Consider the following 22,318-nt stretch of genomic DNA (forward strand, 5'->3'; position numbering starts at 1 on the left):
TTGTTTGGTTATCGTTTGTCTTTGATATCGCGGCCAAGGAAACTGGTTACGCAACGGAAGCCGATGTATGATTTAGCGGTATCCTGATACTCAAAACTGCGGGTTGAGTTTTGAAGGAAGTAACCGATATCTTTCCATGAACCGCCGCGTACTACTTTACGTTTCAGCACTTCCGGATCGCTTGCCTTGGCTTCATAATTAAATGTAGGTGCAAGGTCATGTACAAATGTTGATGCCGACTCATCATAGGCAGATGAAGTCCACTCGGCTACGTTACCCGCCATGTTGTACAGCCCGAAATCGTTGGGGAAGTACGCACGCACATTAACGGTGTAAGCACCACCGTCGTCGGTATAATTACCACGACCAGGTTTAAAGTTAGCTAATAAACAACCTTTAGCATTTTTGATGTACGGGCCGCCCCACGGGTAATCTGTACCCACCCTGCCACCACGCGCAGCATATTCGAACTGGCTTTCGGTAGGTAATTCAAAAGGCAAATTTTCCGCTATACCCTTAGAGTGTTTGTAAGCATCGCTTAGGCGGGTACGCCATGCAGCGAAAGCCCTTGACTGGCGCCAGGTTACACCCACAACCGGGTAGTTACGATACGCAGGGTGAGAAAAATAACCCTCAACCATGGGCTCGTTACCGGCGTATGAAAAATCGTTAAGCCAAACCAAAGTGTCCGGGTAAACGGTTACGGTATCACGTAAAATGAAATCAGAACGTTTTTTTGTTTTATCGTTACGGTAGTTTGATGCATCACGCAAGCCAAATAAGGCAAAGTTGTATTTTAATAAGCGAACGTCGATTTCGTTACGGTCAAAAACACGATCATCGCCCTGGTAGTATAACCCCTGAAGTTTTTGCAGGTTTGCAGAAGCACTTTTACCCTTACGGCCAAATGGCGGGTTGCTTTCTGCATATTTCCAGTTGATCCATTTCTTACCGTTCGGATCACGGGGTGCACCTTTGCCGGGCTGGGTGTAGTATTTTTGATCATTTAGATAATTGATAGCGATAGAATCGCGAACCCAATTCACGAACTGCTTGTACTTTGTATTGGAGATCTCGGTTTCGTCCATGAAAAATGGCGCAACCGTAACTTGCTTAACCTGTGCGGTTTGCGCAAAGGTAACGTCCTGATCTGTTTGGCCCATTAAAAACGTACCGCCCTTAATGTAAACCATATTTAATGGCACTGTAGCTCTGAAAGATTTAGCGTTACGTACGCCGGTAACCTCACCACGTGTGCCCCCTCCTCCTAAACTACCGCATCCGGATATGGCAACACCAGCTAAAACAACTATTAAAAAGTAAACTTTTTTCATTTATATAAAATCAGTTATATGCTATCAACTAAAATATCTTTAACACAATCCACCCCCGAATATATTAATTTTAGTCCATCCCAATGTAAAAAATGTTTTTCATTCTTCAATAAAAACTATTTTTTAGATTAATAAGTAAAAAACAAGGCCGTAATAAACATTAAAGCAACACTTTAAGAATGTTTCTTTTTTATTAATAAACTTAAGCCTTATACGCTATAAATCAGAAAAAGTTGCAAGGGTTGTAAACTGCTGCTAATTATTTATTAGCCAGCTTAACATACTGGTCTATAGCCATTGTCATGGATGGCGCGGCAGGTGTTGGTGCAGGGATATCTAAAATTAAACCCGCGGCTAAAACAGCTTTGTGCGTAGTAGCACCAAAGGCAGCAATACGCGTGGCGTTTTGTTTAAAATCGGGGAAGTTTTGATATAAGGACTGGATACTTGACGGGCTGAAAAAAGCGATAACATCGTAAAAAACTTCTGCCAGGTCGCTCAGGTCGCTGCATACGGTACGGAATAATACCGCGGGGGTAAAATCATAACCGTTATCCAGCAAAAACTTTTGGGTTTCTTCGGCAGCCACGTCAGAGCATGGGTAAAGGAATTTTTCGCTTGAATGTTTTTTCAAAACTTCGGCCAGGTCGGCCGCGGTTTGTTTGCCAAAAAATATTTTACGCTTACGGTATTGGATGTATTTTTGAAGATAAAGGGCAATGGTTTCTGAAAGGCAAAAATATTTCATTTCTACCGGCACGTCAAAGCGCATTTCCTCACAGATCCTAAAGAAATGGTCGGCAGAATTACGGCTGGTGAAGATCACTGCAGTAAAATCGGCCAGGTTGATTTTCTCTTTACGAAAATCTTTCGCCGGTACGCCTTCAACATGAATAAATGACCTGAAGTCAATTTTCAAATTAAGCTTTTTAGCCAGCTCAGCATACGGATTTTTATCGTTCTCAGGTTTTGGCAGAGTAACTAAAATACTCTTAACCTTTTTCTTTCTGTCTTCCAAAGCTATCGTGTAAACTACCTAAATCCTATATTCAATGCCTTAATTAGTATCAAAATGGGGCAAATTTCGAGGGCACAAAGATACACAAATAAATAAAATTTATGAAATCGAAAATTTGAGATGATGCTTACGCTGCTTCTGAGGTATTGCCAAATAAAAATCACAACAACCAACAGCAAAGTTATAGCTAATAGATAGGGTATAAACTTCTCTGCTATAAGGCTAAAACACAGCGCCACCGGTAGCAAAACAAATGTGATATTGAAGTAAGTTAATGATAGCGTTGATATATACTCGCTCACCAGTTTATTAATATCAAATACAAAACCTAAAAACTTAAGTACCAAAAATTTAGTGGCAAAAAGTAAAATGATAACAATTGACAATGTGGCAAAAAGCTGGAAACCACTTATGGTATAATAAACCTTATAAAAACCGGTGGTGAGCAGATACAAAAAAACGCCGAACGTGAACCCGAATAACAGGAATAAACCAATAAAAGTCCAGGCGTTAATGGGGCTATCTTCCTTGCCGGCCTGCATAGCATTCCGCCTGTTATAAAACGACTGGAATATGTTACTCATATCCTTGCTGGCCGTGATATTTATGGCCGATGAAAACAGCAATAACAGAATGATGATAACGATGACCCAGGCATCACGTGAGGGGCGGGTATGCCCGTAGCCCTGTATGTTTTTTGACCGCGAAGTAGAAAGATCCAGATACTGCATCCCCTTGTAAGCGTCAGTCTTTAAAATACTATCTACAAACATATTTGGCCGGGTAGGATCCGGCGCCACAATATAAACCATGTTTAAAGAATCTGACACATATTGTTGGCGCAATGCACTTGCACGGGCAACAGAATCTAAAAATGGCAGCGGGCCGGTAAACCGCGGGCGGATGCGTACACTATCATTCACTACTACGCCCGAATCGGGCTGCTGGGCATAACCCGCCAAACAAGTAGCAAAAACCAGGAAACATAAAAAAGCAAACCCACGCATTTACTGCAAAAATACCTTAATAAATTTAAAACGCCATGTAACGTTATTGGTAAATTATTGTACCGATTAATGGCGGTTCAATGTCAATTTCATTTTTTTATTAACTGCACCAGTTTCTTAAATATCTCCGTATTACTATAAACCCCTCTAAAATCGAGCGCGTGGGGGCCGTAGGCAAACACGGGCACAGGGGTGCCTGTATGGTCATTAGTGCTAAAGTCGCCCCATACATAACCGTTCTTAATGCTGCCATCCAACAACGTTAACCCGCCGGTTTCATGGTCGGCAGTAACTATAACCAGGGTTTCGCCATCGGCATCTGCAAACTTAAGGGCCTCGCCCACTACCCGGTCAAAGTCGCCATTCTCAGTAATCACCTGGACCAAATTATTATTGTGCCCGCCGTGGTCTATCTGCGAGCCTTCTACCATCATAAAAAAACCTTTCGGGTGGTTCTTAAAAGCTTGGGCTACTTTGTTGAACGCCTGCGGCAAATAGTCACCCCTACCCTCTATTTTCGGTCGCACTACGCTATCGTCCATCAAGGCCAAAATTTTTGGTTGGCCCGATTTCAGAAATTCATCATAATTCCTGATTAGACTATACCCCCGCTGCTGCATTTTGTCAATTGCCGATACGCCGTTTAATTTTCGCGCAAAATTGCCGTAGCCTGCCCCTAAAAATATATCGATGTTAGATTTGGCGATATCATTAGCGATGGCCAATTCGTTACTGCGCTCCATATTGTGGGCATAAAAAGCCGCCGGTGTAGCATCGGCCAGATCGCAGGCGACAATATCAGCCGTTTTTTTGCCGGCTTCAAAACTATAGTCGGCCAGCGACTTTAAGGGCTTACCATCGGGCGTTACACCAATGGCCCTGTCGTTTGTTTTTTGGCCCGATGCAAAAGCCGTTGCCCCAGCCGCCGAATCGGTGATATATGCATCTGCCGAATTGGTTACCGAGAAACCGATATTCAGCATCTTAAAAATGTTAAGGTCGCCCCGGTTAGCCGTGTAAGTGGCATATAGTTGGGATAGCGCGATACCATCACCAATACACAAAATGATGTTCTTCACTTTTTTTACCGCACCATCTGTTTTATAGGTGGGCGTATAAGTACTGTAGGCAAGCGGCGCGGTGTATTCGTTAGCCTTTTTGTGATTCAAAAAATCGCCTAATTCTTCGATCTTATCCGTTCCAATAACGTCGACACCCAATCTGACAAGCGCGAGCCAGCTACTTTTGGTATCGGGCGTTTCATAAAAGCGGATCATTTTACCCGCGCGGTGCACACTATCTATCCCTCCTTTGATGCGGGCCAGTTCATTACCGTTCAATACACCCTTGCCGTTCCAGTGAAGGTATTTGCTGAAGGGCATGCTCACCAGGCCAATTTTATTTAATTGTGCAGGCGTATACCCTTTAATGCTGCCAACGTCAAATGTTATCCAATCCGGGTAGTTAGCCATTTCAGCCGCGGGCGGCACCGCACCCGTCATCACGATTGATAACCTGCCGGGATGGCCCGGGTAAGCTAAATAAGATTGGAGCGGCTTCAATTCACTGATCACCAAAGGCAAAACTGCTTTGTAGTCATTTTTGATCTCGATAAGCAGCCTTAAATTCCGCTGTTTATCAATAGCCAGCTTTTTAATCAACGGGTCGGTGTAAAGCTTCTTTAGTGATCTTTCGGGGTCTATTTCTTTCACGGCATGTGCAACCATTAATTGCCCGTTCACGGCATACACATCTGCCTCTATCGACCCGAAACCTTTTTCATAAGCTCTGTAAAACGGGATGCTGTTTTTATAATCGTTATGCGAATGGGCATCCGCAACCGTGTACGTAGTTTTTTGAGCGGAAACGGTTAGGGTAGCTACAGCAAATAGTGCTGAGAAATATAGCTTAACGGGCGATGTTATCATACGATGATATTTTGCGCAATTTACCCTATTCCTTGTTAAATTAATTTTACGTGATTGTTAAGCGGTCGATATTGATTTACAGCAGTGCTGTGGGCGCCTTACCAAATTTTCTCTTAAAGGAATGCGAGAAGTGCGACAAACTTTCAAAACCCAGATCGAGATAAATGGCTGATGGTTTCTGGTGTTTGGTTTCGATAAGGTGTTTCGCTACCGTAAGTCGTTTATCCTGCAACCAGTGCCGCGGCGGGGCACCGAATTGTTTTTGGAAATCGCGTTTGAAACCCGCCAGACTACGACCGGTAAGTTGTGCAAATTTCTCGATGGGGACGTTAAAATGAAAGTTGCTAAGCATAAATCTTTCCAGGTCGATCTTATACGGGTCTGAAAAGTAGAATAGAAAGTGCCGAAGTCCCGGCAGGGCAAGTAATAATAATTTAATTCCTTCTTTTACTTTCAGAATGCCCATTTCGTCTGTCATATCCGCTCCTGAACTTCTCGCGTACGGAACAATAGACTGAAAATACCCCTGCAGAAATTCGTTGGAAGGAATTAAGATGTTTGGCGGGCCTATATATTTCCGGTCTGTCTCGAACTTGTCTTCTAACACAATCTTGCGCATCAGCTCTTCCTGCAGGGATATCACTATGGTTTCATAATTCGCGCCTGGGAGAGGCGTTTTGGTGAGCGTACCCACTTGATTTTTACCGATCAGCAGCATTTCGCCCCCGCTCATAGAAATAGTTTGTTCGGAGGTTTCTAATGTCAATTGTCCTGATACCTGCAGAACCAAGGTGTGATCCTTCCAGAAACAAACCTTCTCTTTCCGTTCGGCAGAGAGATAAGAATAAAAGATCACACCCGGAATGATTTCTGCTGGACTGGTCATTTAGCGTTGTAAATAAGTGCCGCCAAGGATAGCACCTGGTGCAAAAGTAGTGTTTAAGGCGTTCATTTCTTCAGGAGTAAAAACAATATCCATTGCAGCGATATTCTCCGGCAAGCGCGATCTGCGGCTCATGCTTACTAAAGGCATCATATACTCACCTTGCGCATTTACCCAGGCAATTGCAACCTGCGTTGGCGTATAACCCTTATCGTTAGCTAATTGCTTTAAAACCTCCACCTTTTCCAGATTATGAATTAGGTTTTCGCCCTGGAAACGGGAAAAATGATTGCGGTAATCGTTTTCCGGTAGTGGGGCTTTCATATCACCCGTTAATAAACCTTCTGCTGTATTGGCAAAAGTTACTACTGCAATACCTAACTCGTTTGCAGCAGGTAGCAAGTCACTTTCTATTCCACGTTCGGCCAGTGAATAACCAATTTCCAGGGCGCTTATAGGATAGATGGCGTTGGCCTTGCGAAGCTGATCAGCCGTGATTTCCGATACGCCGATATACCGTACCTTACCTTCTTTTACCAGGTCGGCAACCGTCCCGATGATGTCTTCCACCGGCACACTGTCATCCATTCGGCTGGGCTGATAAAGATCAATGGTGTCAATACCTAACCGGGTCAATGAGTAATTAATAAAATTTTTAATAGCAATGGGGCGCAGGTCCAATCCCAGCCAATGGCCATTATGAAAAATGGCACCGAACTTTACGCTGATAAAGGCATCATCGCGCCTGTCTTTTATGGCTTTACCTATCAGCATTTCGTTATGGCCGGCACCGTAAAAGTCGCCGGTGTTCAGAAAATTGATCCCATTATCCAAAGCTTCATGAATTGTGGCAATACTTTCTGCTTCATCGGGCGTAGGCCCGCCCCAGATAGACGACATACGCATGCAGCCTAAACCAAGTTTGGATACGAACGGGCCATTTTGGCCCAGTTGAATTTTTGCAATGTTTTTCATGATACAAATATCAACCTGTTATCCCCATAGATGGTTTCCTTTAAGGCTCAAATAATTTGCCTGTACGGCTCAATATATACTAATAATTTGTCTGCTTCGCAGTAAACCATTAGTTCTGTTTACCTTTGCAGCATCATGGCCGGCATCTATTTACATATCCCATTTTGCAAACAAGCCTGCCATTACTGCGATTTTCATTTCAGCACTTCGCCTAAATATAAGGACGAAATGGTGAAAGCGCTGGTAAAGGAGATACACCTGCAACGATGTTATCTGGATAACGAGTCTATCGAAACGATTTACTTTGGCGGGGGTACACCCTCTGTGCTATCGGCGGATGAAATTCAGTTACTGATCAATACCATTACCGAACTGCATACCGTATCTGCGGATGCGGAGATCACTTTAGAGGCTAACCCTGATGACCTGGACCACTCCAAGCTAAAGGCACTGCGCCAAACACCAGTAAACCGGTTCAGCATCGGCATCCAATCGTTTTTTGATGAAGATTTGGCCTGGATGAACCGCGTACACCGCAGCAGCGAAGCCGAGGCATCTGTTAAGCGCGCGCAGGATATAGGCTTTGAGAATATCACCGTCGATCTCATTTACGGTTACCCCCTGCTTACTGATGTGAAGTGGAAAAAAAATCTCGATACCGTTTTTGCGCTGCGCATTCCCCATATCTCGGCATATGCCATGACCGTTGAGCCGCAAACCGCATTGGCCGCGTTCATTAGCAAAAAGAAACAACCGCCTATGAGCGAAGAGCAAAGCGCGGGGCAGTTCAGTACCATGTTGGATGCCATGCAAAGCAACAGCTTCGAACAATACGAGATCAGCAATTTTTGCACGCCCGGCCACTATTCAAGGCATAACTCCAACTATTGGAAAGGGGTAAAATACTTGGGTATAGGCCCTTCGGCACATTCTTTTAACGGCGAAACCCGGCAGTGGAACGTAGCCAACAATGCCAAATACACCAAATCGATAATGGGGGACGCCATTCCATCTGAAGTTGAGGTATTGACAGAAGAGAACCGGCTAAATGAATATATCATGACCGCCCTGCGCACCAAATGGGGCATCGACCTGGAACAGTTGGACGCTATTGCAGGCGGATCTGCAAATATATTATTGAAAGCCGCCCGTATTTATTTTGACGATGGCAGCCTGACTCAATCAGGGAATTTATTAACCCTAACCCCTCACGGTAAGCTTTATGCCGACCGGATCGCATCAGAATTATTTTTTTAAATAATACCATATTGTACTAAAACAAAAATACAAGTACAATGTTGAACCACCATAAATGTTATTTGAAAAACCAAACTACTCATTTTGGCGTATCTTATAATGTCCTAACAAAAACAAAATAATAATCTAATCAATGAAAAAATTAATTATCGCTGCGTTTGCTTTAGTAGCTATCGCAATCGCTCCAAATGCTAATGCACAAACCAAAATGGTTGGTGGTGCTGCTATGTACCCAACAAAAAACATTGTTGAAAATGCTGTAAATTCTAAAGACCACACTACTTTGGTTGCCGCTGTTAAAGCTGCAGGTTTAGTAGAAACTTTATCATCTGCAGGCCCTTTCACTGTATTTGCACCAACTAACGAAGCTTTCAACAAAGTGCCTAAGGATGCTTTGGAAAGCCTGTTAAAACCAGAAAACAAAGCTGCATTAACTAAAATTTTAACCTACCACGTTGTGTCGGGTAAAGTTAGCGCGGCTGAACTGGTAGCCAAAATTAAAGCTGGTGGTGGCAAAGCCGAATTAACTACCGTTAGCGGTGGTATTTTAACTGCCATGTTAAAAGGCGGCAAAGTATACCTGGTTGACGAAAAAGGTGGCAAATCATGGGTAACCATTGCCGATGTTAACCAAAGCAATGGCGTTATTCACGTAGTGAATGCCGTTTTAATGCCTAACTAATTAAGTTTTAAGCGATGGTAGATCATCGCTTAAATGTTTAAAAGCCCGGATGATCGTCTCATCCGGGCTTTTTTTTAACTAATTTTTAGGAAACCAATATAAAACGCAAACAATTACCTTAATTATTATTTTTGTATGTTAAATAAATGTAAACATGAGTTTATCATTATCCCCTATTGATAGAGCAGATCATATTACCCGTGAGGATTTTATCAATAATTACCTAAAGCCGCGCAAGCCATTAGTGGTCAGCAAAGCTACAGAAACATGGCCTGCTTTACAAAAATGGACGTTTGACTATTTGAAGGAAACCGTTGGCGACCAGATAGTACCCCTGTACGATAGCTCCAAAGCCGATCCATCGAAACCGATCAATGCATCGGCAGCCGAAATGAAGTTTGGCGATTATATTGACCTGATACAAAAAGGACCGACAGACCTGCGCATCTTTTTGTTCGACCCGATAAAGCACGCACCAAAGCTGCTGGATGATTACCGCTCGCCTACCGATTTGATGGGTGGTTTTTTAGACAAATACCCCAATATGTTTTTTGGCGGGCAGGGTTCCGTAACGTTCCTGCATTATGATATAGACCTGGCGCACATTTTCCATACCCATTTTAACGGCCGCAAGCACATCATCCTTTTCGATAATAAATGGAGCGAACGCCTGTACAAAATCCCTTTCGCAACTTACGCTTTGGAGGATTATGATATCGAAAACCCCGACTTTAAAAAATTCCCCGCGCTGGATGGCATTGATGGGCAGGAAACTATTTTAAATCATGGCGAAACGCTGTTTATGCCCACCGGCTATTGGCATTGGATGAAATACCTGGATGGGTCGTTCTCTATTTCGCTGCGCGCCTGGGATAGTTCATGGGCCATCAAGGGCAAAAGCCTGTATAACTTAACCATACAGCGCAAGTTTGATGATATTATGAAAAAAAACTTCCGCACCAACTATATGGACTGGAAAGAAAGGCTAGCGGTTAAACGTGCAGATAAGGCACTGGCTGCGGGCAGGCCTTAACAGCTTTATGTAATATTAACACGGGCTTAACAATTACGGTAATTTATTTCCGTTTATTTGACAGAACTTCGGGCGAAATGGTTATATTAAGGGTAGCCATTTTTACTTTAATCCGATCATTCACAGACATGAGCTTCATCCTTCGCCCGATAGACACCGTCGAGACCATCACACCCGAAGATTTTAAGGAAAACTACCTGAAACCACGCCGCCCGCTGGTAATAAAAGGGCTAACCAAAAACTGGCCCGCCCGCGAGAAATGGACACCCGAATATTTGAAAAAGGCGGTAGGCAGCAAAGTGGTGCCATTGTATGATAATTCCAAGGCCGACCCATCGAAACCGATTAATTCATCCGCAGCAGAAATGCCCTTTGATGATTACATGGACCTCATCATGTCGACCCCTACTGAGCTGCGCATCTTCTTCTTCAATATATTCAAGCAAAACCCGGAGCTGTTGAACGATATCGCCTTCCCCAAAGAATTAATGGGTGGTTTTATCGAAAGCATGCCGTCTATGTTTTTTGGAGGCAGCAACTCCGTTACCTTTTTACATTACGATATCGATCTGCCGCACATTTTCCACACGCACTTTGGTGGTAGCAAACATGTGATACTTTTCGAGAATAAATGGAAACGCCGTTTATATTGTATCCCTAACGCTACTTACGCGTTAGAAGATTATGATGTAGCCAACCCGGATACTAAAAAGTTCCCTGCACTGGAAGGTGTTGAAGGCACCGAAGTTTTCCTGGAGCATGGCGATACCTTGTTTATGCCTACCGGCTACTGGCACTGGATGAAATACGTAGAGGGCGGTTACTCGTTAAGCCTGCGCGCCTGGGATGCCTCCATCAGCCGCAAAGCAGCCAGCATATATAACCTGGCCGTAAAGGGTGGGTTAGACAGCTTGCTGAAAATGGCATTTAAGGCCAACTACGCCCAATACCGCGAAAAGCTGGCCGTTAAATGGGCCAACAAAGAACTGGCAGCTGGCAAACCATATTAGCATAAGTCAACACATCTGGCTTACTACCGTATAGAATGAAATTTTGACTTCGATTTAATCAGACGCGGTAGTGCTGTTGAAGTAGATCAGCAGATCAAAGTTTTCTGCTATGGCGAGTTTCCAATTGGTCACATCATCGGTACCCCCAATCATTCGCATATCAAGCTTTTTATTAAAAAATTGCTTAAGCACCAGATTTGATTGCGCAGTGGCAATGTCTATAATAAAGTTTTTGTAGCGGCATTGTTTAAAGTAAAATTCATAGGCTTTAATTGACATAACATCAGGGTAGTTGACTTTTTGAAGCTTTCTGTTAACAAATAAATTAACGTTGCCGGTATTAAAATCTGTTGCTACCGACAGATACTTTGAACCATACCTTTTACTTAGCAAATTACCTAATGACGGCTGCTTAAATAAAGACGATTTGGCTACATGCCCATTATGCGCCCATATAATTAGCTTTGAATTGCCCGATTGGTTTATCACCCAATTGGCGTTCTCAAAAAGATAGCCATCCCTGTCACCAAATTTATAATGCAGAAAATTTGCAGCGGTTTGTTTCAAAAGGTCAACGTAATGCAGGGTAACCGAGCTATCGGGTGCCGAGCGGGCCGTTTGGTAAATAACGGGCATAATTTTCACTAATTGATTGATATCTTCTTTTTTTAAATTACGGTAATCAGCAATTTCAATATCGTGCAGGCGCAACGCAACATCTCGCGGCAGTACCGGCAAGGCCGCTAAAACCTGTTTAATGATGTTGCTAAACCCTCTTGCCTCCAACCCGTAGATATGCACCCGCTCTCCCGGTGGCTTATCATCATTATACTGCCTGAGCCAGTTTAGCATGATTTTAGTTTCAAGGATGAGTGGAAACCCACCACCATCAAATTTAAGCTGGTCGGTTTTCTTGTTAATAAAATCATCAAGCTGTTGCGTAGCCGAAAAATCGCTTTCAAACGCAATCGACTTATAGCCCAATGTGGTCACCATGTAACGGATCAGCCTGTCTTTGTAAACAAAAAATTCGTGGGTGCCATGTGTGGCCTCGCCGAGTGCAACAATGTTTTTTTCTTGTATAATCGGCCTCAAAAAAGCAAGATCGGTAAAAGGGGCCGCGGCGTCCAGTGTGGCTATAGGTCTAATTACTTCGTTTAAACTATTAACCAAAGCAACGTTTTCCTGCGCAACTAATTTAAAATGCACCAGGCTGAGTACGATAAAAACCGGAATTTTAAACTTAATCAATTGAGCTATAATTTAAAGGCTAAGGTAATGCAAAAAACCTGGGTGTTCATAATAGCAACAGCGGTAACAAAACCTTAACAACCCTGCCAAAATGAAAAAATAACGTTTCAAATCGGTAGGAATCCCCCCCGGTTTATGTATCTAAAAAATATATATTCAGCGTTTACAGTGCCTAAAACGCACTTTTTTTGTTTTTGGCAGAATGGGCATCCTTTTGGCGACCATGTGTTTTTTAAACAGGGGCAATCAAATTACCGGCGATTTTAACACAAAAAACCAATGGACGACGGACGAATTATTGTAAGGTTGGCACAACCTTCAGATCATATTTATGCACAACAAATAGCCGACGAAACAGAACGCTCTGCCATAGCAAGGGGTTCGGGCATCTCTAAAAGGTCGGCCGGCTCTGTTAACGAGAAGATAGCCGCGGGCAAAGCCATCATGGCGGTATCAGCTACCGGCGACTGGGTAGGTTTCTCTTATTTCGACGTATGGGACAACGGTAAATTCGTATCTAACAGCGGCCTTATCGTATCGCCCGGGTACCGGCAAAACGGCGTGGCTGCCGAAATTAAGGAACAGGTATTTAACCTTTGCCGCCAAAAACACCCCGAGTCGCTTGTGTTCTCCATCACATCGGGCGCTGCTATTATGAAACTGAACACCCGCTTGGGTTTTGAGCCGGTAACTTATGACCAGATTACGCATGATGAAACCTTTTGGGCCGGTTGTAAAAGCTGCGTTAACTATGATGTTTTAACCGGCAAAAACAAATGTAATTGCCTTTGCACTGCTATGCTTTTTAACCCGGCAAATAACTAAGCGCCCTTAAATTCAAAAATTTCAAGAAATGGCCTACCAGGAAAAACAACACCCGCTTACCGATGACGAGCAGCTTATTAACGTATTAGACGCCGATGCACTGTTTCTTTTAAAACAACTGATCAGCACACCATCGCCCAGCGGGCAGGAACATACCACTGCCGATCTGATACAGCAATTTATGCAGGTAAGAGGGATTAAAACCCACCGGTTGCACAACAACATATGGGCTTATAATAAATACTATAACAGCAGCAACCCAACCATCCTGCTCAATTCCCACCACGACACCGTGAAACCCAACGAGAGCTACACGCGCGACCCATTCAAAGCCGATACGATAGAGGGCAAACTATTTGGCCTGGGCAGTAATGATGCGGGCGGATGTTTGGTATCGCTGCTGGCAGTTTTCAGCTACTTTTACAACCATCCAAACCTATCGTACAACCTTTGCTTTGCTGCCACGGGCGAGGAAGAAAATTCGGGAGATAACGGTATCCACGCCATACTGCCCCGGATTGGCCCGATAGACTTCGCCATAGTGGGCGAACCTACGCAAATGCAGATGGCCACTGCCGAAATGGGAAACATGGTGCTGGATTGCACCAGTTATGGCGTCGCAGGCCACGCCGCCCGCAACGAGGGTGTTAACGCTTTGTACAAAGCACTTGCCGATATTCAGTGGTTCTCTACTTACCAATTCCCCAAACAATCTGCCTTCATGGGGCCTGTTAAAATGACGGTGACACAAATAAATGCCGGGCTGCAGCACAACATCATCCCGCACGAATGCCGTTTTACGGTAGATGTTAGGCTGAGTGATTGCTACACGCCTGACGAAGTTTTGGCCGCAGTAAAACAGCACACCAACTGTGCTATCACCGTAAGGGATGGCATCCTTAAACCATCCTGTATCGATCATATCCATCCTTTAGTACGGGCGGGTATGGCAATGGGCTTAAAAACCTATGTATCGCCAACCAGCAGCGACCAGGGATGGCTAAATATGCCTTCGCTAAAAATGGGGCCCGGCGATTCGGCACGCTCGCACATGGCTGATGAATTTATTTATATAGATGAGATACGCGAGGGCGTAAACAGCTACATCGGCCTGCTTAAAAGCATGATGTATTGCCTTATCCATAACCCGGCCAATGGTAAAACAATAACTAACCCGCAGCAAAATGCAAACTAAGCAACACACCGGCAGGCACGTTAACCCGGTTATCGACCCTAAGAAACTGGTATTTAATGCTGACAATAAAAAGGAATTTTTGTTGCTACTAAAAAAACGGGAAGACCAGGTACAGGGCATGCTGCTTTGGTGCAGCATTATTGTATTGGTAAGCTACGTGGCGGTTGTCATCAGCATTATTAAATATTACACCAGCCTAACCAGCGGGCATCCCGGGTACCTGGTAGCCCTGCTCACGGTGATCATGGCCTTGCTGGGCTGGTTTATTTGGTTGCAATACCGCTGCACAACCTACCAGCCATCCGCCTCGGCAATGGTGATGAAAGAACTTTTAAAGTTTAAGGCACATGTAGCCACCCGTCAGCTAAAATTGCTGATCACCTATATAATAGGCTACTCGCTCATCGTTGCAGGGTCTTGCTTTTTATGCTGGTGGTATGTAGAGGGCGGGCCGCAAAAAATAATCGAGGCAACAGCACCCATCAGTATAATGGTTTACGCTGCCGGCCTTTTCCTGCTTATGAAACTGGCTTTTAAAAGGCGCACCTACCTTAACTATATCGGCTCGATAGATAAAAGTATTATAGACGGTTTTAGCAAGCAGTAGAAAATTGTTCTGGCAGCACCTAAGGCAAGCACCGTGCCTTTTTGATGGGTGCTTAACCTGTCTTGGCGATTGCATGCTATAAAAAGTGTCTTAGGTGTAAATATTCGTAGCTGCAATTATATAAAGCTTATGTATTATTTGCCTTTATTTAATATCTCCAAAGCTTTCTCTTTAGCTGCATCTTTGCCGCTTTGCAGGTCTTTTATCGTTTTCTTCACCACTATATCGGGCATAATACCTACGCCTACAAATTCTTTTCCATCCGGATAAGTATCCCGCTTACCACAAACGCGGGCACTACCACCACCTGGTAAATTAAACGGTACAGGCTGGCCGGTGCTTCCGCCTGTCGCAGTACCTATTAACTTTCCTCTTTTCATATAATCAAAGGCTACTGCAAAATCCTCCGCTGCCGAGAACGTACGCGGGCCGATTAAAACTATAACTGGTTTATCATAATATATCTTCCCATTAGCCGCCCAATCATATGGCTTGCTAATTTCCCATCTGGGTTCGTCACCAGGGCGTGATGTGTGCTGTAAAGTTTTTGATGCAGAAGTTTTGAAAGACTTGTTGGTCAGCTTACTGATGATGTTAAACCCAATATTGCCAGACCCGCCTCCATTATATCTGATATCAATAATTAGCCCACGGGTCGCCGCTATTTGAGTATAAAGCGAGTCGAAATTTTTGTTTATGCGGTTGTTTTCGAAATCGTTAATGGTCAAGTAGCCAACATTACCAATCGTCTGATATTCTAAAGATTTCTTTGATTTAATATCATGGTAACCCGTACGGGCAGCGGTGCGTTCAGTTATTTTACCCATCTTGTCTTTTAATTGAAACACTATTGGTTTTTCTTTAGGTCCGCTTAGGAGGCCATAAGTAAACTGACGCACTTCCAGGTCTTGTGGTGTTGAACTACTTTGATAAGGTTTAACAACCCGATCGGAATAATCGATTACGGGTTCGTTATCAATTTTTACAATCTCGAGCCCTGGCTGTACCCCTGCCTTGTAAAGGCTATCGCTTGAAACCTCTGTAATAAAAACGCGCCCTTCTATCAATTCTGTACGCATTGGCGGGCGGCTGTAAAATTGTGTACTTAGTGAATCTGGCGGATAAACGTTGGTATGCCCGTCTTTTAGCTGTGCATAAAAATTCATTAGCACGCGGTAATATTCTGCTGTGCTTTTTGTGGTTTGAACTTTGGGAATATAATCGAGGTAAGTTTGGTTCCAGTCGTTACTCAAATGGTCAAAATAAACAAAATTATATTTTGCCTGCGACCACAGCAGCGATAGCCCGGCTATTTTCTCTGTAAGTGTAAGATCGTTTTTATAAGAGGTGTTTAAGGCTGTGTTTTCCCACAATTCACCCTGCATTTTCATTTTATTGATAACGGCAAGATACCGCGATTCGGTACGGATAGATGCAAGCGACGGATTTTTTTGAATATAATTAAGCACCCCACTCGGCTCGCCCAAAGCAAACATGTTTTCTAACGAAGTAAGTGCAGAATCCCTTTGATTAGCCAGTGCATAGGCTTGCGCCATATCCAAATAAATATCGTTACGGCGGGCTTTTAAATAAATATTGCCGTTTGCTAATTCGTTAACGGGTATGCTATCTAAAAATATTACAGCTTTTTTTAAAATGGTAATACCCTTTTCTATTTCGAGGCCGGTGGCTCCTTTTTTCTCCCACAAATCGTTTGCATCAGAACGCGCCTGCTGTGCCCGGTCATAAGCATCCATGGCAGATAATGTTTTTTGAATGGGAGCTGTATATGCGGTACTTTTGGATACTTGCTGCGCTGTGCTCCTAATAAATGCAGCCAGGCAAAACGTCATCAAAATAAAATATCTGAATTGCATAATATAGTTTTTTTATTGATAATTAAAAAACATGCCGAATTCGCAATTCATTAATTATAAGGCGATTAAATATCTATAACAGTTTCAAGTGTTCGTAAACGAACACTTGACGAATGAAAACGATACAGTTAAATGATCTGACCTCAGTTTTTATTAACTTTCGCGCCCTTTTTTTCCGATGGTTAACCCGGCTTCACGATTGCATCGCCACCCTTCCGTATCTTTCCAAAACGTACCAAAGCTGAGTTAACTCATTATTAAACAATTGTTAATAATAAATAAAGTTAGTTATTGTAAATTTAACACGGATTACTGTAAATCCTTTTTAGCTTTACGCACTTTTACTGGTCCTTATTTATGAAAAAACAGGTTTTATGTTTCGGCGAAGTTTTATGGGATGTTATCGGCAAAGAAAAGAAAGCCGGTGGCGCGCCTATGAATGTAGCAAGGCATCTGGTGCAGCAGCATGTTGATGTACAATTTGCCAGCCGCATAGGTGCCGATGAATTAGGGAAAGAGCTTACCGATTTCCTGAAAAATAACGGCTTATACAGCAACCTGATCCAGGTAGACGAAAAACTGACTACCTGCGAAGTAAAGGTAAAACTGGATGCACAGGGGCAGGCCACTTATGTATTCCCTGAGCGTACCTCATGGGATAACATTCAGCTGGATGCAAATTTAATACACGCCGCCAAAAACGCTTCGTCGATTGTGTTTGGCAGTTTAGCTTGCCGCGATAAAGTAACGCACGATACCCTATTGAACCTGCTTGACGAGACCGACGCTGTCAAGATTTTCGACGTGAACCTGCGCCCGCCGCATTATACCTTAGCTACTATTGAAACTTTAGCTGCACGTGCAAGTGTGGTTAAAATGAATGAAGAGGAAGCACAACTATTAGTTGGCGGCAGCAGCGGCGACTTAAAGGAGATGATCACCGAGTTCCGTAAAAAGTACCATACCAAAACGATCTGCGTAACCCGCGGGGAGAACGGGGCCATTATCTGGCACGATTATGAATTTTTTGAACACCCGGGCTTTCACGTAAATGTAGAAGATACCGTTGGTGCGGGTGATGCTTTTCTGGCCAGCTTTATTGCAGGCATAGTGGCTAACAAACCTATTCAGCGTTTATTGGATAACGCCTGCGCCATTGGTGCCTATGTAACTACTAAACGTGGTGCTAACCCCGTTTACATTCGCGACGAGATAGACAACATTAAAAAAAGCCTTACCGGTAAATAGTACTGCGGTTGTTCCCGGTTTTTTTCTTTTACGTGCCTATTGTCATGCTTAATTAACAATTGGCGTAAAATAGCTTGTTTTCAAACTTTTCAGTTAAATAATCCGTTACTTTAAACTAAGAAAGGGTACAACATGCGCGGATTTGGATTTTCACAATTTAAACCCAATCAAACCCCTAAAGGCGGGTTTGAAGAATTACTTAAATTATTCCTGGAGTTACTGAATTATACCGCAGGCGATGCCGCCGAGGCTTTATCGTGGCTTAATGAATTAGATAAGCAATACAACATCACCAATGACGAATACGGCATGGGCGATTTTATTGACGAGCTAAAACAAAAAGGCTACCTGGATGAGGACAAGCAAAGCGGCGAGATGAATATCACCGCTAAAACGGAGCAGAGTATCCGTACATCGGCCCTGGAGGAGATCTTCGGTAAACTGAAAAAATCGGGTAAGGGCAACCACCGTTCGCCGCAAAGCGGGCAGGGTGATGAAAAAAATGCCGAACGCCGCGAGTTTGAGTTTGGCGACAGCCTGGACCAGATAGACATGACGCAATCCATCCAGAATGCGCAGGTTAACCACGGTATAGGCGGCGATTTCATGATGACCGAGAAGGATTTGGAAGTGGAGGAGATGGACTATAAAACCCTTACCTCTACCGTGCTGATGATCGATATATCGCACTCCATGATACTCTACGGCGAAGACAGGATAACCCCGGCCAAAAAGGTGGCAATGGCACTGGCCGAACTGATCCGCACGAAATACCCTAAAGATACTTTAGATATTGTGGTGTTTGGTAACGATGCCTGGCCGATAACTTTGCAGGATTTGCCTTATTTACAGGTAGGGCCGTATCACACCAACACTTATGCAGGATTAGAACTGGCAACCGATATGCTCCGCCGCCGTAAAACGCACAACAAGCAAATTTTTATGATCACAGATGGTAAACCAACCTGTTTAAAGGAAGGTACTAAGTATTATAAAAACAGCATCGGGCTTGATCGTAAGGTGGTGAACAAAACGCTGAATATGGCAGCGCAATGCAAAAGGTTGAAGATCCCTATCACCACTTTTATGATAGCGAAAGACCCTTACCTGCAGCAATTTGTGCGCAAGTTTACCGAAACCAACGGCGGCAAAGCGTTTTACAGTTCATTAAACAACTTGGGCGAATACATTTTTGAAGATTACGCCCGTAACAGAAGGAAGAACGTGAGGTAGATGTGCGGGTTTGCTAATATGCAGATATGCGAACTATCCACAATTAATAGAAAAATCGGTGTTATCGGTAAATCAACCTTAAAATCGGTGAAATAAAAACAACGAATGAGCAAATTATTAAATATAAAAACACTTGGCGAGTTAAAAAAAACAGGCTACGTAAGCCGCTCGGTTAAGGATGAATTAAGGGCTAACCTGATTACCCAGCTTCAGAATAAAGAGGGTGGATTTGAGGGTATTGTTGGTTTTGAGGATACCGTTATCCCCGATCTGCAAACCGCTATATTATCGCGTCACAACATTTTATTGCTGGGCCTTCGCGGTCAGGCAAAAACACGTATCGCACGCTTATTGGTTAACTTGTTAGACGAGTATGTGCCTTATATAGCCGGCTCAGAATTGTTTGATGACCCTTTGGCACCTATCTCGTGGTTTGGCCACCAGGCTGTTGAAGAACATGGGGATGCTACCCCGATTGGCTGGGTACACCGCAGCGAACGCTACACCGAAAAACTGGCTACGCCCGATGTTACCGTTGCCGACCTGATTGGTGATGTAGACCCGATCAAGGCTGCCACTATGAAACTGACCTACTCTGACGAGCGTGTGATCCACTTCGGGTTAATACCACGTGCGCACAGGGGTATCTTTGTGATCAACGAGCTGCCCGATCTGCAGGCGCGTATCCAGGTATCGTTATTCAACATTTTACAGGAACGCGATATCCAGATCCGCGGGTTTAAATTGCGCTTGCCTTTAGACCTTCAGTTTGTATTTACTGCCAACCCCGAAGATTATACCAACCGTGGCTCGATCGTTACGCCATTAAAGGACCGTATCGAAAGTCAGATCTTGACGCACTACCCGCGGTCTGTCGAGATCTCTCGTAAGATCACCCAACAGGAGGCCATGCTTACACAAGATCAGCGCACCAATATCGAGGCTGATGGATTAGTGAAAGATTTAGTGGAGCAGATCGCTTTTGAGGCGCGTGCTTCAGAATATATCGACAAAAAATCGGGCGTGTCGGCCCGTTTAACGATCTCTGCCTACGAGAACCTGATCAGCAATGCTGAACGCCGGATGATCATCAACGGAGAAAAAAATACGTTTGTGCGCATTTCTGATTTCCTGGGTGTTATTCCGGCCATTACCGGTAAAATTGAGCTGGTTTATGAAGGCGAGCTGGAAGGCCCGGGCAAGGTGGCCAACATCCTGATAGGTAAAGCCATTAAAACCCTGTTGCTGCAATTCTTCCCCGATCCGGAGAAGGCTAAAAAAGCAAAGGCACCAAACCCTTATGCCGAAATTGTAAACTGGTTTGGTGATGGTAACAGTATCGCACTTGTAGATGACCTGCCTTTAGCTGAATACAAAAAATTACTGAACGCCGTACCGGGATTAAAAGACCTGGTGAAAAAGTTCCACCCGCGTTTGAGCGAGAACCAGCAGTTATTGCTGATGGAATTCATTTTACATGGGCTGGCAGAGTTTTCACAACTGAACAAAGGTTTCCTGGATAATGGCTTTGCGTTTTCAGATATGTTTAACAGTTTGTTTAACCTGGAGCCGGATGATGACGCCGACCTTGATGACGACCGCTACTAATCTTATATTTGTAGCTTATTAATTTCATTGAATGCAAGGACCTGCGATCTCCATACTCGTTATCATCGTACTGTTAGCGGCCGATTATTATATTTTACGGGGCCTGCAAACGGCCTTCGCTAAAACAAAATTTATAAATAAAAGATGGTTCCTGGTATTATACTGGGGGGCATCTTTTTTTTTGATCACCGCACTATTTACCAGTATTTACGTACAGATGGGCGGCGTTGGCTTACGCGGCGCGTTGCTGTTCCTGTTTTTCATTACCTTTTTATTCAAGATATTTTACATCCTGTTTATCGCGGTTGACGATTTTAGGCGGTTTGTGATCTACCTGATCCGCAAAAATAAAAAGCAACAGCCTACAGCCTCAAAAACCGTTGAAGAGCAAGCAAAAGAAACTACCTTTAAATCCATCCCCCGGTCGGAGTTTTTGATGAAGGCGGGCATCCTGGCAGGGGCTGTGCCCCTGTACCTTATCAAGCACAACATGTCAAAGGGTTTGTATGATTATCAGTTGCAGAACGTAACGCTGTACCTGCCCAACCTGCCTAAAAAGTTTGATGGCATGCGAATCGGGCAGATCTCTGATATCCACTCGGGCAGCTTTCACAGCAAACGCCAGATGCGCACCGGCGTAGAGATGTTGCTGAACCAAAAAACCGACATGATATTCTTTACCGGCGACCTGGTGAACGGCCAAACCTGGGAGGTGAACCATTATATGGACGTATTTAATAAGGTACGTGCGCCTTTGGGCGTTTACTCCATTTTAGGCAATCACGATTATGGCGACTATGGTAAATGGCCTTCACCGCAGGATAAGATCAAAAACAACCTGGATATGATCAAAGCCCATAAAGAACTGGGCTGGGACCTGTTGGTTGACGAGCACCGCCGTATTAAGGTAGAGGGCGAGGAAATTGGGGTATTGGGTATCGGTAACTGGGGCGAAATGAGCCGTTTTCCTAAATATGGCAAAATGGAGCTGGCGACCAAAGACACTGCCGACCTCCCAGTAAAACTCCTGATGTCGCATGATCCTTCGCATTGGCGGGCACAGGTGATCCCGGAGTATAAGGATATCGACGTCATGTTTTCCGGCCATACCCACGGCATGCAGTTTGGCGTACGCACGCCCGATTTTCAGTGGAGCCCTATTGAATATGTTTATACCGAATGGGCCGGCCTTTACCGCGAGCAGCACCAGCAGATCTATGTAAACGTAGGCTACGGCTTTTTAGGCTATCCCGGCCGGATTGGAATATTGCCGGAGATCACTATTTTTACGTTGAAAGCCGCGCAAGACCCATCACTTAAAGCCTGATGTTACTCATGCCGACGGAT

Annotated in this window: 19 protein-coding genes; 11 read left to right on the top strand and 8 right to left on the bottom strand. The window is 44.0% G+C overall.

Going from position 1 to position 22,318, the window contains the following annotated elements; all coding sequences use genetic code 11:
- Nucleotides 1–8: 8 nt before the first annotated feature.
- From porK to IDJ76_RS20350, 6 genes are all read right to left on the bottom strand, one after another.
- A complete protein-coding gene (gene porK, locus IDJ76_RS20325) occupies nucleotides 9–1,334 on the bottom strand; it encodes a T9SS ring complex lipoprotein PorK/GldK (RefSeq protein ID WP_191166152.1) in 1,326 nt (441 codons plus the stop codon).
- A gap of 259 nt (nucleotides 1,335–1,593) precedes the next feature.
- On the bottom strand, nucleotides 1,594–2,358 hold the full coding sequence (locus IDJ76_RS20330) for a uroporphyrinogen-III synthase (protein ID WP_191166227.1): 765 nt from the start codon (nucleotides 2,356–2,358) through the stop codon (nucleotides 1,594–1,596).
- A gap of 8 nt (nucleotides 2,359–2,366) precedes the next feature.
- On the bottom strand, nucleotides 2,367–3,359 hold the full coding sequence (locus IDJ76_RS20335; protein WP_191166154.1) for a DUF4271 domain-containing protein: 993 nt from the start codon (nucleotides 3,357–3,359) through the stop codon (nucleotides 2,367–2,369).
- Between the two features lie 89 nt (nucleotides 3,360–3,448).
- Nucleotides 3,449–5,287: an alkaline phosphatase gene (locus IDJ76_RS20340; protein WP_191166156.1), complete on the bottom strand. Its 1,839-nt coding sequence runs from the start codon at nucleotides 5,285–5,287 to the stop codon at nucleotides 3,449–3,451.
- A gap of 76 nt (nucleotides 5,288–5,363) precedes the next feature.
- Nucleotides 5,364–6,173 (bottom strand): helix-turn-helix domain-containing protein, encoded by an 810-nt coding sequence (locus tag IDJ76_RS20345; protein WP_191166158.1) that lies wholly within the window; start codon nucleotides 6,171–6,173, stop codon nucleotides 5,364–5,366.
- Nucleotides 6,174–7,145, bottom strand: coding sequence for an aldo/keto reductase (locus IDJ76_RS20350; protein ID WP_191166160.1), 972 nt, complete (start codon nucleotides 7,143–7,145; stop codon nucleotides 6,174–6,176).
- A 135-nt stretch (nucleotides 7,146–7,280) separates the two neighbouring features.
- On the opposite strand from IDJ76_RS20350, the gene hemW reads away from it, so the two are divergent.
- The 4 genes from hemW (at nucleotide 7,281) to IDJ76_RS20370 (ending at nucleotide 11,127) form a co-directional block, all read left to right on the top strand.
- The gene (gene hemW / locus IDJ76_RS20355) at nucleotides 7,281–8,402 is read left to right on the top strand and encodes a radical SAM family heme chaperone HemW (RefSeq protein ID WP_191166162.1); all 1,122 of its coding nucleotides are present in this window, start codon (nucleotides 7,281–7,283) and stop codon (nucleotides 8,400–8,402) included.
- A 133-nt stretch (nucleotides 8,403–8,535) separates the two neighbouring features.
- Complete coding sequence (locus IDJ76_RS20360; RefSeq protein ID WP_191166163.1) at nucleotides 8,536–9,084, top strand: fasciclin domain-containing protein; 549 nt, start codon at nucleotides 8,536–8,538, stop codon at nucleotides 9,082–9,084.
- Nucleotides 9,085–9,238: 154 nt separating this feature from the next.
- Entirely contained in the window at nucleotides 9,239–10,117 is an 879-nt protein-coding gene (locus tag IDJ76_RS20365; protein WP_191166165.1) for a cupin-like domain-containing protein, read from the top strand.
- A gap of 128 nt (nucleotides 10,118–10,245) precedes the next feature.
- Nucleotides 10,246–11,127 (top strand): cupin-like domain-containing protein, encoded by an 882-nt coding sequence (locus tag IDJ76_RS20370; protein WP_191166167.1) that lies wholly within the window; start codon nucleotides 10,246–10,248, stop codon nucleotides 11,125–11,127.
- Nucleotides 11,128–11,181: 54 nt separating this feature from the next.
- On the opposite strand, the gene IDJ76_RS20375 is transcribed toward IDJ76_RS20370, so the two are convergent.
- A complete protein-coding gene (locus IDJ76_RS20375; protein ID WP_191166169.1) occupies nucleotides 11,182–12,378 on the bottom strand; it encodes an erythromycin esterase family protein in 1,197 nt (398 codons plus the stop codon).
- A 279-nt stretch (nucleotides 12,379–12,657) separates the two neighbouring features.
- Here IDJ76_RS20375 and IDJ76_RS20380 point away from each other — a divergent pair, with 279 nt between their 5' ends.
- Genes IDJ76_RS20380 through IDJ76_RS20390 form a run of 3 tightly spaced genes read left to right on the top strand, consistent with a single transcriptional unit; the run spans nucleotide 12,658 to nucleotide 15,005 of the window.
- Complete coding sequence (locus tag IDJ76_RS20380; protein WP_191166171.1) at nucleotides 12,658–13,203, top strand: GNAT family N-acetyltransferase; 546 nt, start codon at nucleotides 12,658–12,660, stop codon at nucleotides 13,201–13,203.
- 28 nt (nucleotides 13,204–13,231) lie between these two features.
- Nucleotides 13,232–14,398: a M20 family metallo-hydrolase gene (locus IDJ76_RS20385; RefSeq protein ID WP_191166173.1), complete on the top strand. Its 1,167-nt coding sequence runs from the start codon at nucleotides 13,232–13,234 to the stop codon at nucleotides 14,396–14,398.
- Nucleotides 14,388–15,005 carry a hypothetical protein gene (locus IDJ76_RS20390; protein ID WP_191166175.1) on the top strand — a complete coding sequence of 206 codons (618 nt, stop codon included), beginning with the start codon at nucleotides 14,388–14,390 and terminating at the stop codon, nucleotides 15,003–15,005. The genes IDJ76_RS20385 and IDJ76_RS20390 overlap by 11 nt, the downstream gene beginning before the upstream one ends.
- Nucleotides 15,006–15,139: 134 nt before the next feature.
- Here IDJ76_RS20390 and IDJ76_RS20395 read toward each other — a convergent pair whose 3' ends face one another.
- Nucleotides 15,140–16,882, bottom strand: a complete 1,743-nt coding sequence (locus IDJ76_RS20395) for a S41 family peptidase (protein ID WP_191166177.1) — start codon at nucleotides 16,880–16,882, stop codon at nucleotides 15,140–15,142.
- Between the two features lie 357 nt (nucleotides 16,883–17,239).
- On the opposite strand from IDJ76_RS20395, the gene IDJ76_RS20400 reads away from it, so the two are divergent.
- The 4 genes from IDJ76_RS20400 to IDJ76_RS20415 all read left to right on the top strand — a co-directional run bounded on the left by IDJ76_RS20400 (nucleotide 17,240) and on the right by IDJ76_RS20415 (nucleotide 22,298).
- The gene (locus tag IDJ76_RS20400) at nucleotides 17,240–18,130 is read left to right on the top strand and encodes a carbohydrate kinase family protein (RefSeq protein WP_191166179.1); all 891 of its coding nucleotides are present in this window, start codon (nucleotides 17,240–17,242) and stop codon (nucleotides 18,128–18,130) included.
- A gap of 132 nt (nucleotides 18,131–18,262) precedes the next feature.
- Nucleotides 18,263–19,363, top strand: coding sequence for a vWA domain-containing protein (locus IDJ76_RS20405; protein ID WP_191166181.1), 1,101 nt, complete (start codon nucleotides 18,263–18,265; stop codon nucleotides 19,361–19,363).
- Between the two features lie 105 nt (nucleotides 19,364–19,468).
- Entirely contained in the window at nucleotides 19,469–20,971 is a 1,503-nt protein-coding gene (locus tag IDJ76_RS20410; protein WP_191166183.1) for a sigma 54-interacting transcriptional regulator, read from the top strand.
- A 31-nt stretch (nucleotides 20,972–21,002) separates the two neighbouring features.
- On the top strand, nucleotides 21,003–22,298 hold the full coding sequence (locus IDJ76_RS20415) for a metallophosphoesterase (RefSeq protein ID WP_191166185.1): 1,296 nt from the start codon (nucleotides 21,003–21,005) through the stop codon (nucleotides 22,296–22,298).
- Nucleotides 22,299–22,318: the final 20 nt, after the last annotated feature.

Origin of the sequence: Mucilaginibacter glaciei (assembly GCF_014773245.1) — a bacterium.
Taxonomy (GTDB): Bacteria; Bacteroidota; Bacteroidia; order Sphingobacteriales; family Sphingobacteriaceae; genus Mucilaginibacter; species Mucilaginibacter glaciei.

Coding starts and splice junctions, on each gene's coding strand:
- porK (WP_191166152.1), bottom strand. CDS start 1,334: ATGAAAAAAGTTTACTTTTTAATAGTTGTTTTAGCTGGTGTTGCCATA.
- IDJ76_RS20335 (WP_191166154.1), bottom strand. CDS start 3,359: ATGCGTGGGTTTGCTTTTTTATGTTTCCTGGTTTTTGCTACTTGTTTG.
- IDJ76_RS20340 (WP_191166156.1), bottom strand. CDS start 5,287: ATGATAACATCGCCCGTTAAGCTATATTTCTCAGCACTATTTGCTGTA.
- IDJ76_RS20345 (WP_191166158.1), bottom strand. CDS start 6,173: ATGACCAGTCCAGCAGAAATCATTCCGGGTGTGATCTTTTATTCTTAT.
- IDJ76_RS20350 (WP_191166160.1), bottom strand. CDS start 7,145: ATGAAAAACATTGCAAAAATTCAACTGGGCCAAAATGGCCCGTTCGTA.
- hemW (WP_191166162.1), top strand. CDS start 7,281: ATGGCCGGCATCTATTTACATATCCCATTTTGCAAACAAGCCTGCCAT.
- IDJ76_RS20360 (WP_191166163.1), top strand. CDS start 8,536: ATGAAAAAATTAATTATCGCTGCGTTTGCTTTAGTAGCTATCGCAATC.
- IDJ76_RS20365 (WP_191166165.1), top strand. CDS start 9,239: ATGAGTTTATCATTATCCCCTATTGATAGAGCAGATCATATTACCCGT.
- IDJ76_RS20370 (WP_191166167.1), top strand. CDS start 10,246: ATGAGCTTCATCCTTCGCCCGATAGACACCGTCGAGACCATCACACCC.
- IDJ76_RS20380 (WP_191166171.1), top strand. CDS start 12,658: ATGGACGACGGACGAATTATTGTAAGGTTGGCACAACCTTCAGATCAT.
- IDJ76_RS20385 (WP_191166173.1), top strand. CDS start 13,232: ATGGCCTACCAGGAAAAACAACACCCGCTTACCGATGACGAGCAGCTT.
- IDJ76_RS20390 (WP_191166175.1), top strand. CDS start 14,388: ATGCAAACTAAGCAACACACCGGCAGGCACGTTAACCCGGTTATCGAC.
- IDJ76_RS20395 (WP_191166177.1), bottom strand. CDS start 16,882: ATGCAATTCAGATATTTTATTTTGATGACGTTTTGCCTGGCTGCATTT.
- IDJ76_RS20400 (WP_191166179.1), top strand. CDS start 17,240: ATGAAAAAACAGGTTTTATGTTTCGGCGAAGTTTTATGGGATGTTATC.
- IDJ76_RS20405 (WP_191166181.1), top strand. CDS start 18,263: ATGCGCGGATTTGGATTTTCACAATTTAAACCCAATCAAACCCCTAAA.
- IDJ76_RS20410 (WP_191166183.1), top strand. CDS start 19,469: ATGAGCAAATTATTAAATATAAAAACACTTGGCGAGTTAAAAAAAACA.
- IDJ76_RS20415 (WP_191166185.1), top strand. CDS start 21,003: ATGCAAGGACCTGCGATCTCCATACTCGTTATCATCGTACTGTTAGCG.